At 71.8% G+C, this 14,764-nt stretch carries 14 protein-coding genes and 1 riboswitch; of the genes, 4 read left to right on the forward strand and 10 right to left on the reverse strand.

Translation table 11 applies throughout. The features are described 5' to 3' along the window. The first annotated feature begins 55 nt into the window (after positions 1–55). Positions 56–1,402, forward strand: a complete 1,347-nt coding sequence (locus tag KF837_06710) for a GTP-binding protein (protein MBX3226984.1) — start codon at positions 56–58, stop codon at positions 1,400–1,402. Next, positions 1,390–2,421 (forward strand): PQQ-binding-like beta-propeller repeat protein, encoded by a 1,032-nt coding sequence (locus tag KF837_06715; protein MBX3226985.1) that lies wholly within the window; start codon positions 1,390–1,392, stop codon positions 2,419–2,421. The genes KF837_06710 and KF837_06715 overlap by 13 nt, the downstream gene beginning before the upstream one ends. Before the next feature lie 9 nt (positions 2,422–2,430). Here KF837_06715 and zigA read toward each other — a convergent pair whose 3' ends face one another. After that, positions 2,431–3,639 carry a zinc metallochaperone GTPase ZigA gene (gene zigA, locus KF837_06720; protein ID MBX3226986.1) on the reverse strand — a complete coding sequence of 403 codons (1,209 nt, stop codon included), beginning with the start codon at positions 3,637–3,639 and terminating at the stop codon, positions 2,431–2,433. 105 nt (positions 3,640–3,744) lie between these two features. Between zigA and KF837_06725 the strand changes: the two genes are divergently transcribed. Continuing rightward, a complete protein-coding gene (locus KF837_06725; protein ID MBX3226987.1) occupies positions 3,745–4,260 on the forward strand; it encodes a zf-TFIIB domain-containing protein in 516 nt (171 codons plus the stop codon). On the opposite strand, the gene KF837_06730 is transcribed toward KF837_06725, so the two are convergent. Beyond that, positions 4,170–5,405 (reverse strand): hypothetical protein, encoded by a 1,236-nt coding sequence (locus tag KF837_06730; GenBank protein MBX3226988.1) that lies wholly within the window; start codon positions 5,403–5,405, stop codon positions 4,170–4,172. The genes KF837_06725 and KF837_06730 overlap by 91 nt on opposite strands. A gap of 126 nt (positions 5,406–5,531) precedes the next feature. Beyond that, positions 5,532–5,755, reverse strand: a riboswitch (cobalamin riboswitch). Positions 5,756–5,819: 64 nt separating this feature from the next. Here KF837_06730 and KF837_06735 point away from each other — a divergent pair. Further along, positions 5,820–6,077, forward strand: coding sequence for a NifU family protein (locus tag KF837_06735; protein ID MBX3226989.1), 258 nt, complete (start codon positions 5,820–5,822; stop codon positions 6,075–6,077). Positions 6,078–6,084: 7 nt separating this feature from the next. On the opposite strand, the gene KF837_06740 is transcribed toward KF837_06735, so the two are convergent. The 8 genes from KF837_06740 to KF837_06775 are packed head-to-tail and all read right to left on the reverse strand — an operon-like array spanning position 6,085 to position 14,719. Further along, on the reverse strand, positions 6,085–6,381 hold the full coding sequence (locus KF837_06740; GenBank protein MBX3226990.1) for a copper-binding protein: 297 nt from the start codon (positions 6,379–6,381) through the stop codon (positions 6,085–6,087). Positions 6,382–6,401: 20 nt separating this feature from the next. Then, positions 6,402–7,604, reverse strand: coding sequence for a hybrid sensor histidine kinase/response regulator (locus KF837_06745; protein MBX3226991.1), 1,203 nt, complete (start codon positions 7,602–7,604; stop codon positions 6,402–6,404). A gap of 12 nt (positions 7,605–7,616) precedes the next feature. Next, complete coding sequence (locus KF837_06750; GenBank protein ID MBX3226992.1) at positions 7,617–8,630, reverse strand: chemotaxis protein CheB; 1,014 nt, start codon at positions 8,628–8,630, stop codon at positions 7,617–7,619. A gap of 9 nt (positions 8,631–8,639) precedes the next feature. Next, a complete protein-coding gene (locus KF837_06755; GenBank protein ID MBX3226993.1) occupies positions 8,640–10,706 on the reverse strand; it encodes a response regulator in 2,067 nt (688 codons plus the stop codon). A 6-nt stretch (positions 10,707–10,712) separates the two neighbouring features. Next, on the reverse strand, positions 10,713–12,530 hold the full coding sequence (locus tag KF837_06760) for a methyl-accepting chemotaxis protein (protein MBX3226994.1): 1,818 nt from the start codon (positions 12,528–12,530) through the stop codon (positions 10,713–10,715). Next, on the reverse strand, positions 12,527–13,060 hold the full coding sequence (locus KF837_06765; protein ID MBX3226995.1) for a chemotaxis protein CheW: 534 nt from the start codon (positions 13,058–13,060) through the stop codon (positions 12,527–12,529). Before KF837_06765 ends, KF837_06760 begins: the two co-directional genes overlap by 4 nt. Further along, positions 13,057–14,280, reverse strand: a complete 1,224-nt coding sequence (locus KF837_06770; protein MBX3226996.1) for a protein-glutamate O-methyltransferase CheR — start codon at positions 14,278–14,280, stop codon at positions 13,057–13,059. The genes KF837_06765 and KF837_06770 overlap by 4 nt, the downstream gene beginning before the upstream one ends. 4 nt (positions 14,281–14,284) lie before the next feature. Then, complete coding sequence (locus KF837_06775; protein MBX3226997.1) at positions 14,285–14,719, reverse strand: chemotaxis protein CheW; 435 nt, start codon at positions 14,717–14,719, stop codon at positions 14,285–14,287. Positions 14,720–14,764: the final 45 nt, after the last annotated feature.

Below are 14,764 nucleotides of genomic sequence, written 5' to 3' on the forward strand. Positions count from 1 at the left end.
CCTGGATATATGGCTCCGTAGTTGCGCGGCGCAGCTCGAAGCGGAGAACCTCGCCATGTCCGAAGGAAAGATCCCCGTCACCGTCCTCACCGGCTTCCTCGGCTCGGGGAAGACCACCCTCCTCAACCGGATCCTCAGCGAGAACCACGGCAAGCGCATCGCGGTCATCGAGAACGAGTTCGGCGAGATCGGGATCGATCAGGCGCTCGTCATCAACGCCGACGAAGAGATCTTCGAGATGAACAACGGGTGCATCTGCTGCACCGTGCGCGGCGACCTGATCCGGATCCTCGGCAACTTGATGAAGCGCCGAGACAAGTTCGATCACATCCTCGTGGAGACGACGGGGATGGCGGACCCGGGGCCGGTGGCGCAGACCTTCTTCGTCGACGACGAGATGCGCGACATGTTCGAGCTCGACGGCATCGTGACGATGGTCGACGCGAAGCACGTCGCGCTCCACATCGAAGACTCGGACGAGTGCAAGGAGCAGATCGCGTTCGGCGACGTCATCGTCTTGAACAAGACGGACCTCGCGACGCCCGCCGAGCTCGACGCCCTGCAGAGCCGCATCCAATCGATGAACGCGCTGGCGAAGGTCCATCGCGCGGTCGACGCCGCGGTGCCGATCGAGACGGTGCTCGACGTCGGCGGCTTCGATCTGGCTCGCGCGCTCGAGAAGAAGCCGTCGTTCCTGGAGCCCGAGTATCCGTTCGAGTGGGCCGGCACCTTCGCCCTCGAAGAAGGCGCCTACGAGATCGCGCTCGCCGACGGCCCCGATCCGAGCATGTCCCTCGTCGTGTCTCCGGTCGCCGCGGAGGCGGCCGCCGAGCTCCCGAAGGCGGTCTTGGACGACGCCGTGCGCGTGTGGTCGGAGCCGGCGACGACGTGCTCACTGAAGGGCGAGCTCGCTCCGGGGGCCACGCGCTGGGAGCTGGACCTCGAGGCCAAGGGGCGGAAGACGTTCGCCCTCCGGGTCCCGAAGGCGGGGACGTACGCGCTCTTCACCGAGCACCTCCCGGAGGAGTTCTCGCTCGTCGTCCGCGGCCCGAAGGGGGAGCTCGCGCCGGTGAGCGCGAAGGACTTCGCGGCCGGCCACACGCACGACGACACCGTCTCGTCCGTCGGTATCCGGCACGAGGGCGCGGTGGACGAGACCAAATTGAATACCTGGCTCAGCGCCCTCCTTCGCGAGCGAGGCACCGACATCTTCCGCATGAAGGGGATCCTGAACGTGAAGGGGCAGGACCATCGCTACGTGTTCCAGGGCGTCCACATGCTCGTCGACGGCCGCGCCGACACGCCGTGGGGGAGCAAGCCCCGCGTCAACGAGCTCGTGTTCATCGGACGCAAGCTCGATCGCGAGCTGCTCGAGCGAGGTTTCCGCGCATGCCTGGCCTGAGTCGAACATCGGCGCCGCGCGAGCTCGAGCTCGGGTACCGCGTCGCGCTCGACGACTACCCGACGGCGGTGGCCTTCTCGCCCACGGGTGATCGGCTGCTCGTGGGGACGGGCGGAGGCGAGCTCGCGCTCTTCGACGCGGCGACGGGCAAGGAGACGTGGCGCCGGAGCGTGCATCCGGGCGGCGTCCTCTCGGTGAGCTTCGGTCCACGCGCGATCGCCTCCTCGGGTCAGGACGGGACGGCGCGCATCGTCTCGCCCACTGGAGACGTCCTCCACGAGCTCCCCGGCGTCGGCTCCGGTTGGGTCGAGCACATCGCGTGGAGCCACGACGGCAAGCTCCTTGCCGCGGCGTCCGGGAAGTTCGTCCGGATCTGGCACGACGACGGCTCGCCCTTGCTCGAGACACAGCCCCACGCCAGCACCGTCACCGCCCTGCAGTGGGGACGGAAGCGCGCCGAGCTCGCGACGAGCTGCTACGGCGGCGCGTACCTGTGGTCGATCCAGAGCGGCGCGAACCCCCGCCATCTCCCCTTCAAGGGCTCGCTCATCTCGCTCGCTTGGAGCCCCGACGAGCGAGTCATCGCCTGCGGGAGCCAGGACTGCTCGGTCCACTTCTGGCGCCTCGACACCGGCCGAGACTCGGAGATGACGGGCTACCCCTTCAAACCGAAGGCGCTCGCGTGGGACGCGAGGGCGTCGATGCTCGCCACCGGCGGCGACGCGACGATCTGCATCTGGGAGTTCTCCGGCAAGGGCCCCGAAGGAACGCGGCCGATCCAGCTCGCCGCGCACGAGGGCCAGGTGAGCGCGCTCACCTTTCATTCGCGCAAGGCCCTGCTCGCGTCCGCGGGACAAGACATGGGGATCATCGTCTGGGAGCCGCGCAGATCGACCGAGCCGATCGCCTTCTCCTTCCTCGACGACACCCCGGCGACGCTCGCGTGGCACCCGGAGCGAGAGGCCGTCGTCACCACCGACGTCTCGGGGAACCTCGCCTCGTGGCGCCTGCCGCGTTGAAGTCGCCGCTCACTCTGCGCCTCGAGCCCACGTCGGGAAGGGATCCGGAAACGTCGCCCACGCCTTCGGTCCTCTCCGCATCTCCTCGTCGGTGAGCAGGCACTGGGAGAGGCCCTCGAGGAGCGTGGCTCGATCCATGTCCGCGCCGATGAAGACGAGCTCCTGGCGCCGGTCGCCCCACGGCTCCTCCCAGGCCGCCTCGATCACGCGCCCGTTCTCGGGATCGTCCGGCCACTCGCTCTTCGGCAGCGCGGCGAACCACATGCCGGCGGGCTCCGCCGAGGCCGAGCCGCCTGCCTGCGACCAGCTCCCCGCGAGGTCCATGCGCGTCGAGAGCCAGAAGAACCCCTTCGAGCGGACGACGCCTTGCCATCCCGAGTGGAGGAAGTCCCAGAAGCGCTGGGGATGGAACGGGCGGCGCGCGCGGTAGACGAAGCTCGAGATCCCGTACTCCTCCGTCTCCGGGACGTGCTCGCCGCGCACCTCCTTCATCCAGCCCGGCGCCTGCGCCGCCTTCTCGAAGTCGAAGAGCCCCGTGTCCAGGATCGCGCGCGGCGAGATCCGTCCGCGCTCCGTCACGACGATGGTCGCTTCGGGGTTCAAGTGGCGGAGCATCGCCTCGAGGCGCGCGACGTCGTCGCTGCTCACGAGGTCGATCTTGTTGATGACGAGGACGTTCGCGAACTCGACCTGCTCGACGAGGAGGTCCGCGACCGATCGCTCGTCGTCGTCGCTCAGCGCCGCCTTCCGCGCGCGGAGATCGTCTTCGCTCTGCCAGTCGTCGAGGAACGACTTCGCGTCGACGACGGTGACCATCGTGTCGAGGCGCGCGACGTCCGAGAGGTTGGCCTTCGACGCCTCGTCCTCGAACGTGAAGGTCTCCGCCACCGGCAGCGGCTCGGAGATGCCGGTCGACTCGATGAGGAGGTAGTCGAAGCGGCCCTCCTTCGCGAGCCTGGCGACCTCGACGAGGAGGTCCTCGCGCAGGGTGCAGCAAATGCATCCATTTTGCATTTCAACGAGCTTCTCCTCGACCCGGCGGAGCGCGCCGCCGCCGCTCTTCAGGAGCTGCGCGTCGATGTTGATCTCGCTCATGTCGTTGACGATGACGGCGACGCGCATCCCCTCCCGATTCCGGAGGACGTGGTTCAGGAGCGTCGTCTTGCCGGCGCCCAGGAATCCGGAGAGCACGGTGACAGGGAGGCGTTGCGATGCCATGGGGCATGGCTTCTACCATTTAGCAATCAAGTTGCAAATGCATTAGCGAACGCTGCGCGCCGCCCGAGGATCCGGCGGCGTGGGGCCGTGTTAGCGTGTGGGATCATGTCGGGGACGAAGGCGCGCTCGGCGCGCAGGCACTCGCTCCGTTGTCCGCGCGACAAGCGGGCGATGGGCGAGACGACGATGGGCGAAGCCGCGATCGACGTGTGCGGCGCGTGCGAGGGGGCGTTCTTCGATTCGGGGAAGCTGTTCGCGGCGGCGGGGATCGCGGCGGATCCGTCGTCGTGGGATCACCCGGAGACGGGCGGCGCGGTGAAGGAGTCGGCGAGCCCGATCCGCTGTCCGCGCTGCGAAGACGTCGTCATGCAGGCGCAGGACGTGGCGTTCGACGGCCACGACGTCGAGATCGATCGCTGCGGCGGGAGCGGCGGGGTGTGGCTCGACAAGGGCGAGCTCGACGCGATCGTCGCGATCGGCCACGCGATGCGGCCGGTGCTCGACGCGGCGCCTCTGAACACGGGCGCCGCTCAGGGCCTCCGTCGCAGCTCGATGAACGTGCCCTCGGTACCCTTCGTGACGGCGAGCCAGAGGTCGCCTTCGTCGTCGGTGAAGACGTAGAGCGAGTCCACGCCGTCGGCGCGCTCGATCGCGTTCGCGAGCGGCGCGGCGGTGCCCTTCGCGAGCGCAGTAGCGCTCTCGACGTAGGGGGACGCGTGGACCGGGGCGTCCGGCGCGTAGCCGAGGCCGACCACGTAGCCGGGCGCGCCGTCCTCGGGCGCGATCGCCGCGAGCGACGCGGTGCCGAGCGTGTCGGCCGCGGCGACGACGACCTTCGCGACCGCGGCGCCGCCGAACGCCTGCGCCGTCGTGAGCGCGTAGACCTCGTCGGACGTGTCGCCGTCGCTCAGCGACGCCGCGACGAAGACGTTGCCGTGCGCGTCGGTCACGACCGGGCCCGAGCTCCCCGCCCAGGCGAACAGCTTGTGCGGCTCCGCGCACGGCGCCGCGCCGGCGAGCGCGCCGTTGCACAGCGGCGCCGCGTAGAGACCGTTGTCGGTGACGACGCTCGCCGCCGTCGAGAGCTCCGAGAGGCCGCTGTAGACGACGAGATCGCCCTTCGCGCCGCGAAGACCGACGCCGGAGTAGAAGCCGTTCGTCTTCGCGCGCGACGTCACGGTGGTGTAGTCGGCGTCGTAGAGCAGCGCCTCGCCGGCGAAGGTCGGCGGCGCCCCCGTGTACGAGAGGAGCCCGCCGAACGGCGTGTCGACCATCCCGTCCGCGCCGTAAAAGAAGGGCGACGGGAGATCCGACGCCTTCACGAACGGGACCTCTGTCTTCTGCGCGTCCGCCGTCGCGCCGCCGCCGACCGTCCAGCGGATCACCTTCGGGCCGTCGCTCGGCGCGCCGTACGCGCCCGTCGTCACCATCGGGCCACCGTGCGAGCCCCAATGACTGCCCACGATGTTCGAGTCCGCGGGGTGCACCTGCGTCACGCCGAACGGGAACGCCGGATCGATCGCGATCAGGTCCTCGTACTCGTCCGCGGCGAGGAACACCGGCGCCTCGCGCGGCTTCTTGCCGGCGTCGGCCCCCGCGTCGCTGTCGTCATCGTCGTCGTCGTCGTCGTCGCCTTTCGTCGGAGCGTCGCTCGTGCCCGCATCGACGCCCGGCGGCGCCGCCGCCCCCGTGTCGTCGTCGTCGCACGCCACCAGCGCCGCGATCGCCGCGGCCACCATCATCGTCGAGGTCATCTTCCAAGCCATCGCCACCACTCCCGCGAGGAGCGAGAGCATCGAGAGGAGAAGGCGCGTCCACGACGAACCCGATAAGCCCGCCGATAGACCCTACCCGCCTCCCTCGAGGCTCCCAGGTCGAACCGGCGCGGCTGTCTCTCCACGGCGGGCGCTGGCAGGTCTTCGGGCTTACGAGCGCTCGGCGCTGACGCCGGTTCCTACTGTCCACCGCTTCCCAGGCCGAGGCCCAGTGCGCTTCGTGGAGGTCGTTCTCGATTACCGCTGCGGGGCAGCCCCGGATGTTCGCCGGGTTCCCTTTTCAGCCCTGGCCGCGCCTCGCGAACGAGACCGGACAGAGCACCAACACGGCGCGACTCATATCGAGACCAACCGTCGAATGCAACCTCCGCGGCGCGCCTCCATTTGAGGTAGCATCGTCCCGGAATGACCAAGACGCTCGAAGGCGTGCTCGTCGACACCGCGCTGCCGCTCATCTCGATCGACCACGCCGACCTCTACGTCGTCGCCGACAGCCCGTCCGAGGTCCACCTCCACCTCGGGGGCGCGTACTCCGGGTGCCCGGGCGTCCACTTCGTCAAGACGCACCTCCTCGCGCCGATCGTCGCCGAGGTCGCGCCGAAGGCCACGCTCACCGTGACCTCGGGCCTCCCGATCCCGAAGGGCGCGAAGAAGCTCGGCTGACCGAGAGCTAGTCCTTCGCGATCGCGTCGATCCAGCGCTTGTCGCCGCTCACCGTGAACGTGACGCGGACCTTGTCGCCCGCCGCCAGCCCGTCGAGCTGCGCCGGCGTGCGTGGGTCGAACGACATCGTCATCGCCATCATGTAGCCGGGGATGTCTTCGTGCGCGATGTTGACGTACCGCCGGTCCTTGCCGAAGGACTGCACGGTGCCGCGCGTCTTGTACGTCTCGTCCTTCGCGTCGACGGGAGACACGGAGACGACGGCGGCGACGGCGAACGCGAGCGCAGCGAGGCGCGACCTCATCCCCGAAGGATGCCACACCTTCAAGGCTGCGCCAGCGGGACCGTGAACGAGAAGGTGCTGCCCTCGCCGACCTCGCTCGCGATCCACACCTTGCCGCCGTGCGCCTCGACGAGGCGCTTCGTCACGTAGAGGCCGAGGCCGATCCCCTTCGCCGCCTTCTCCGAGCCCGGCGCGCGGAAGTAGCGCTCGAACACGCGCGGGATCGCGTCGGCGGGGATGCCGATGCCTCGATCCGTGACCGCGACGACGGCCGCGTCCGCGTCGGTGCGGACGTCGACGACGATGGGGCCGCCGCCCGGCGCGTACTTGATCGCGTTGGTGAGGAGGTTCGCGATGACCTGCTCGATGCGGTCGACGTCGATGCGCACGTGGATCGCCGCCGGGGCCGAGAGCTCGATCGTGTGCTTCTTCACCGAAGGCTTGATGCGCTCGATCGCGTCGCGGACGACGACGACGAGATCGGCGTCGGTCGGCTCCACCCGGAGCTCGCCCGCGTCGATGCGCGAGACGTCGAGGAGGTCGTCCACGATGTTGAGCATGCGATGGGCCTGCCGCACGACGCGCTCGGCGAAGACCTGCTGCTTCGCCGGCGTCGCCCCCGTCTTCGCGTCCGCCGAGAACACGTCCGCCGCCATCACGAGCACGCCGAGCGGGCCGCGGAGCTCGTGCGAGACGACGTGGAGCACGTCGTCGCGCCGCGTCGTCGCGACCGAGAGCTCCGCGCGCGACGCCTCGATCTCTCCCTTCCGCACGTTCATGTCCTCGAGCGCCGACACGAGCACGTCGAGGATCTGCTCGCGGCTCGACGCGATGTCGAAGGACTCGTCCGCGACCGAGACGTGCGAGGTCTTCGCCGCGGTCCCGCGGCCGAGCGTGCGGCGCACGCGGCGGAGGAGCTGCTCCTGCTCGTACGGCTTCGTCACGAAGTTGTCGGCGCCGGCCGCGAGCGCGCGGACGACGTCGAGCGGCTCGCCGAGCGAGCTCACGAGCATGACCGGCACGTCCTTCGTCGCGGGATCGTCCTTCAGCGCGCGGCACAGCGCGTAGCCGTCGCGCTTCGGCATCACGATGTCGCTGATGACGAAGTCGGGGCGCCGCTCCCGCGCGCGCGCGAGCGCCTCGTCGCCGTCGCTCGCGACGACGACCTCGAAGCCGTTCGCTTCGAGGAACGCCTTCAGCTGGTACGCCTGGGTGCGGCTGTCTTCGGCGACGAGCGCGAGCATGTCCCCCTCCTTCTACCGGATGTGAGCGGCGATCGCGCTCGGCACGAGGCTCAAATCGACCGCGCCACGCTGCCGTGCGGCGTTGGTCATCCCCGCCACCGCGCACGAGGCCTCGTCCTGCGCGATGATGAAACCCTCCGTCTTCCGCATCTCCACCGCACCCTCCGCACCGTCGCGCCCCATCCCCGTCAGGATGACGCCGAGCGCGCGGCGCCCGTACGCCGTCGCGAGGGTAGAGAGGAGGTGCGTCCCGGAGGGGCGGAACCCGCCGATCGGCGGCTGGGTCGAGAGCGCGAGCCGTCCGTCGCGCGCGACGCCGATGTGATGCTCCGAAGGCGCGACGTACACCGTGCCGCGCTCGGGATCGGCGCCGTGCTCCGCGAGCACCACCCTCGTCTTCACCGCGCCGCGGAGCCACACGACGAAGCCGTCGACGAACGACGGCTCGATGTGCTGCACGAGCAAGACCGGCGGGTGATCGGGCACGAGCGCGTCGAGGATCTCCGCGACGACGGGCGGGCCCCCGAGCGAGGCGACCATCCCCGCGATCGCGAAGGCCCGCTGTGGAGGCGCCGCCACGAACGCCGGCGACTCGAAGGCGCGCGTCCGTCCCAGCTTCGTGCGCGGGAGCGCGGCCGCGCTGCGGATCGTGTGGATGACCGCGCGCCGCTTCACGTCGTACGCCGGATCGCCCGGCGACGGCGGCGCCTCGAGCACCGCGATCGCGCCCGCGCGGAGGGCCTCGATCGCGACCGCGACGTCCTTCGGCGAGACGCTCGCGGAGATGAGGAGGACCGGGACCCGGCGCGTGCGCAGGATCTGGCGCGTGACCTCGTAGCCGTCGGCGTTCGGCATCACGATGTCCATCAGCACGACGTCCGGCTCGATCCGCAGCGCGGTCTCGACCGCGTTCTCGCCCGACGGCAGCTCGGCGACGATCTCGATGTCCTGCTCGTCCTCGAGCGCGACCCGCAGCGCCGCGCGCGCGGTGGAGGAGTCGTTCACGACGAGGACGCGGATCGTCATCCCTTGCCTTCAGAGAAGATGCGCGATCACGTCGAGGAGCTGCTCCTCGTCGAACGCGCTCTTCACGATATACGCCGACGCGCCCATGTCGAGGGCGCGCTGTTTGTCGGCCGGGTCCTCGAGCGCGGTGACGAGCACGACCGGGAGGCGCGCGAGCCGCGGCGTGGAGCGAATGCGGCCGAGGAGCGCGAAGCCGTCGAGGCGCGGCATCTCGACGTCGGAGAGGACCACGTCGAACGAGGCCGCGCTCGCGGTGAGGGCGAGCCACGCCTGCTCGCCGTCGGCGGCGACCTCGACGTCGAAGCCGTTCGCGCGGAGCAGCGCGCGCTCGAGCTCGCGCGTCGTCGCGGAGTCGTCGACGACGAGGACCCGCTTCGCCGGCGCGCGCTCGGCCTCCTCGGACGGCGCCGCGCCGCGCGCCACCGCCGCGAGCGCCCGCACGTCGAGCATCCAGCCGAGCGTGCCGTCGGCGAGCACCGTCGAGCCGCTCACGAACGCGACGCGACGGAAGCGCCCCGCGAGCGGACGCACCGCGACCTCACGCTCGTCCGCGATCTCGTCGACGATGAGCGCGACGCGCCGCTCGCCCGCGCGGGTGAGCACGGCGATGAGGTGATCGCGATCGGGGAGCGCGCTCGCCGCCCCTCCGAGCTCGGTCGCGACGCTCGCGAGCGGGAGGAGCGCGCCGCCGTGGAGGACGTGCGCGCGCCCGCCGGCGACGTCGATCTCGCTCCGCGCGACGCGGAGGATCCGCTCCACCGACGAGAGCCGCACCGCGACCATGAACGGACCCGCGCGCGCGACGAGGGCGCGCGTGAGGCTCATGTCCGGCGCGACCACGACGAGGAAGGTGGTCCCCTTCCCGCGCTCCGACTCCACCGCGACGCGGCCGTGGAGATCGCTCACGCGCTGCCGCACGACGTCGAGGCCGACCCCGCGCCCCGCGAGCTCGTCGGTCTCCGCGCGGGTGGAGAGCCCCGCCGCGAAGAGCAGCTCGGTGGGATCGCCCTCGATCCCGAGCGCCCTCGCCTTCGCCGCCACCGCGTCGAAGTCGATCCCGCGGCCGTCGTCGCGCACGATGACGCGGAGCTCGCCCTCCCCTTCCTCCGCGCGGACGGAGAGGAGCCCCTGCTCGCGTTTGCCCGCCGCGCGCCGCTCGCGCGGAGGCTCGATGCCGTGCGCGACCGCGTTGCGGACGAGGTGGAGGAGCACCTCGCGGAGCGGCTCGCGGAGGCGGCGGTCGAAGCGCACGTCGTCGCCCTCGCGCACGATCTCGAGCTTCACGCCCGTGCTCGCGGCCGCGGACTCGGCCGCCTGCGTCGCCGACACCGCGAGAGACTCGAAGCGCTCTTGCCGGAGCGATCGCGCCGCGGCCGCGACGAGCTTCGCGCGATCGGAGGACGTCTTCCACGCGACGCGCTCGCTCGCCCCGCGCGTCTCCGCCGCCGCCGCCATCGTGCGCGCGGAGCCGAGCGCGCGGTCGAGCCGCCGCCGGATCTCGCCCGCCGCCTGCGACGACGTGCGCGCCTCGAGCGCCGACGCGAGCCCGCGCACGAAATCGAGCTCGCGGAGGAGCTCCGCCGTCGCGCTCTCCGTCACCGCCTGCGACGTCCGCGCGAGCCCGCGCGACATGTCGAGGACGAGCTCCTCCGACGCGTCGAGGATCCGCGCGAGCGCGGCCGCGTCGACGCGCACGGTGTCGACCGCGGGCGCGGGCTCCGCCGGCGCGGTCGCGATCGAGACGGGCCCGCTCGGCATCGCGCTGCCGGCCTGCACGATCGGCACGAAGCGCGTGAGCGCCGCGATCGCGCCCTTCGCCGCGGCCGCGATCTCCTCCGCGTCCGCGCCGCGCAGCTTCTCCGCGCGCGACTCGAGCGCGTGGCACTCCGCCTCGAGCTCGGGGTACCCCGCCGCGCGCGCGGCGCCCTTCAAGGTGTGGAGCGCGCGACGCACCTCGTCCGCGGCGCCGCGCGGATCGGCGGACGCGCGATCGACCTGCTGCGCGAGGAGCTGCAGCATGTCGTCGAGCTCCTCGCGGAAGATCGCGCGGAGCGTCTCGAGCGACGCCTTCGGCACCGGGCCTCAGGTCCGGTACTGCGCGACCACGTCGCGGAGCGTGGAGCTCAGGGAGTTGAGGTCGCGCGCGGCGCTCTCGGTCTGGCGCGTCCCCTCCGACGCCTGGAGCGCGGCCTGCTCGATCGATCGCATCGCCTGCGTGATCTGCGACATGCCCGTGATGACGGGCTGGGTCGCGGAGAGCGTGTGCTTCACGATGTCGGCCGTGCTCGCGATCGTCGTCGCGAGCTCCTCGATCCGCTCGCCCGATCGCTTCGCCGCGCTCCCCGCCGTCTGCACCGCGCGGCTCCCCTCTTCGACCGCGAGCACCGCCGCCTGCGCCGACTTCTGGATGTCGCCGAGCATGCCGCGGATCTGCCCCGCCGCGCGCTTCGACTGCTCCGCGAGGCCGCGGACCTCCTGCGCGACGACGGCGAAGCCGCGGCCGTGCTCGCCCGCGCGCGCCGCCTCGATCGACGCGTTGAGGGCGAGGAGGTTCGACTGCTCCGCGAGCTCCGCGACCGAGCCGGTGATGCCGCCCGCGGCCTGCGCCTGCTCCGAGAGCGCGAGCATCCGCTCTCCGATCGCTGCCATCTGATCGCGCACGCGGTCCATCGTCGAGAGCGCCTCTTCGACCGCGCTGCGCCCTTGGTCCGTCACCGTGATGCTGCGCTCCGAGGCCTCGACCGCGGTCTTCGCGCGCTCGGTCGACTGCTCCGCCGTGCGCGCGACCTCCTCGACGGTGGCGACCGTCTCCGTCACCGCCGCCGCCGTCTCCGTCGCGCTCGAGCTCTGCTCCGCCGCCGTCGTCATGATCTGCGCCGCCGCCGAGCCGAGGAGCGCGACCGCCTCTTGCACGCGGAGCGCCATCGAGCGGAGGCCGCCGCTCATGCGGCCGAGGTTCTCGCCGAGGCCGGCGATCTCCTCGGAGCCGGCCTTGCCGACGCTCGTCGTGAGATCGCCGCCCGCGATCTTCTCGACCGCGGCGCCGTACACCGCGACCGCCTTCGCGAGGTCTTCGCGGCTCTCCTTCTGCTCCTCCGCGAGGCGCTCCGTCTCGCGCACCCTCCGCGCGAGCTCGTCGAGCATCGCGTCGAAGGACGTCGCGAGGACGCCGAGCTCGTCGCTGCCGCCCGTCTTCGCGCGCTGCTTCGTGTCGCCCGCCCTCACCGCCGCCGCGACCGCGGCGAGGTGGGTGAGGCGCGCGACGATGTTCCTCGTCACGAAGAGCGCGAAGAACGCCGCCGCGACGACGCCGAGGATGCTGATCGCGAGCGACGTCTTGCGTCCGTCCTCGATCGAGGTGCGCATCGAGGCGTTCGCGTGGTCGACCGCGCGATCGGTCGCGAGCTTGAGCTTCTCCGACTCGTTCGTGAGCTGGACGTACCGCTGCGAGAGCAGCAACGTCACGACGTTGACCGAGGTCTCCACGTCGCCACGCCGGCTCACGGGGTAGAACTCGCCCTCGCGGACGTCGTGGTAGGCCTGCAGTCCGCTGCGGAGCGAGGCGACGACCTGGCGCCGCTCGTCGTCGTCGAACGTCGACTCCGCCGCCTTGAGCTCCGTCTCGATGTCGGCCTCGAGCTTCGCGATCTCCGCCTCGATCAACGCCATCTCGGCCGGCGTCTTCGACGCGGCGTGGAAGAAGTGGCGCTGGCGGATCCGCTCGATGTAGACGCGCACGACGCCGAGCGAGCGCGTCGCGACGAGCGTCTTGTTCGCGGTCGCGGTGAGGCTCCGCTCGAGCTCGGCCTCGCGCGTGTACGTGAGCGCGCTGAGGAGGGCGATGACGCCGATGACGAAGCCGAAGGCGATGACGAGGCGGGCGCGAATGGATAGGCTCATCGTGGTTCCGTTCTGATCTGTCCGGCGTCGACCCAGAGCGCTGGGCCGGCGCGAAGCGCGTCGAGGTCGACGAAGCTCTCGCCCGCGGGCGTCGCGGCGACGACCCACGCGGAGCGGATCTCGTCCGGCGGCGCCACGAGCGCGGCGCGATCGATCGCGCCGAAGCCGTCGATCGCGTCCACCGCGAGCGCGACCTCGTCGTGCTGCTCGCCGAGGACGAGGCCGTGCGCGGTCTCCGGCAAGCGCCCGAGCCGCTCCGACACGAGCGCGGCGAGGTGGAAGACCGGGATCGCCGCGCCGCCGCGCACGATCGCGCCCGCGAGCGCGCGGGGCGCGTGCGGCACCGGCACCATCGCCTCGAGCCGGACCGCGGCGCGCACCGAGCGCGCGAGCGCGCAGCACCGGCGGCGTCCGACGCGGAAGAAGATGGCGGGCTCCCCCTCGGCTTCCGCGACCGCGACCGGCGAGCGCGCGAGCGCCGCGGTGCGTTCGAGCAGGATCGCTTGCTCCTCGGTCGTGAGGTCGCTCATCGCGCCGCGCCTCCGAGGGCGCGCTCGATCCGCGCGCAATAAGAGGCGAGCTCGGCCGCGGTCGCGCCGCCGCCGCCGCGGACGAGCTCGGCGGGCGGGGCGGCGGCGAGGTAGCGGCGCGCGTGACGGAGCGAGCGGCGCGCGGCGCCGAGGTCGCGCTGCGCGAGGGCGGCGCTCGCGGCGAGGACGTGCGCGGCCGCGGCGGCGCGATCGAGGAGGATCGCGCGCCGCGCGTCTTCGCCCGCGGCGCCTGGATCGATCGCGAGCGCCTTCCATCCGCGATCGAGGAGATCGATCACGTCGTCGGGGGCGCGCGGCGGCGGCTTGCGGTCCGACGCCGGCTTCGAGCGAGGCCGCGGCGCCGGACGGCGCGGAGGCGGCGGCGGCGACGGCGCGGTGACGACGGGAGCCTTCGGGCGCTCCCCGCGGACGTGCACCCAGGTCTCGCCGATCGCGTGTGTGCCGAGGTCCGCGATCGCGAAGAACGCCGCCTCCGCCGCGCCGACGATCAGCGTGCCGCCGGGACGGAGCGCGCGCGCGAGCTGCGAGAGCGTCGTCTTCACCGCCTCGTCGTCGAAGTAGATGAGCACGTTGCGGCAGAGCACGACGTCGGCGCTGGCGGGCGCGAGCGCGTCCTTCGGATCGATCATGTTCCGCTCGTCGAAGCGCACGAGCGATCGGACCTCCGCCTTCACGCTCGCGCCGTCCTCCACCTCGTCGAACCAGCGCGCGCGCACGTCGGGGCTCATGCCGCGGAGCGACCAGGGGCGGTAGATCCCGCGCCGCGCGGTCGCGACCGCGGCCGGGTTGAGGTCGAAGCCGAGGACCTCGACCTTCGTCGCCGCGTCGGGCCCGAGCTTGTCGCGCGCGAGCATCGCGAGCGTGTACGCCTCTTCGCCGGAGGAGCACGCGGCGGAGACGACGACGACGGGAGAGCTCCCGCGCGCGACCGCGGCCGGGAGCAGCACGTCGCGAAAGTGCTCGAGGTGGCTCGGCTCGCGGAAGAAATACGTCTCGCCGATCGTGAGCGAGCGCGCGAGGGCCGCGCGCGCCTCGTGGTCGCCGCGATCGACGCGGGCGAGGAGCGCGCCTTCGTCGGCGAGGCCGAGCTCCTTCATCGCCGCGCGGACGCCGTCCTGCAGGCGCGCGGGATGATCGAGCATCGAGAGCCCGAAGATGGATCGGAGGCGCGCGTCCCAGACCTCGGCGGTGCGGATCATCGGCTCATCCGGAGAGGCTCGCGTCGAGGGAGGCTTCCTCGCGATCGGTGAGCAGCGCGTCGACGTCGTGGATGAGGAGGACGCCGCTCGGGAGCGCGACCAACCCTTCGATGACGGGGGTCTCCGCCGCCGGCGCCTCGACGCGCGCGTCCTCGACGTGCTCGTCGCCGCTCACGCGATCGACGACGAGGCCGAGGACGCGGCGGCGGCCGTTCACGACGACGATGTGCTCGTCGAGCGCGGGGCGGCGTGCGGCGTGGCCGAGCCGGCGCCGGAGCGAGATCGCCACGCAGACGGCGCGGCGGAAGGAGAACACGCCCTCGACGAACGGCGGCGTGTCCGGCAGCGGCGTGATCGCCACACGTGGCGCGATCTCGACGACGCGCTCGATACGGACGGCGTAGGCCGCGTCCGCGACCGAGAAACGGAGAACATGCACGTAGGCGACCCCGCAAGGTACGTGCACATTCCACGCCCGTCGATG

The sequence above is a fragment of the Labilithrix sp. genome, from assembly GCA_019637155.1.
In the GTDB taxonomy this organism is placed as follows: Bacteria; Myxococcota_A; Polyangia; order Polyangiales; family Polyangiaceae; genus Labilithrix.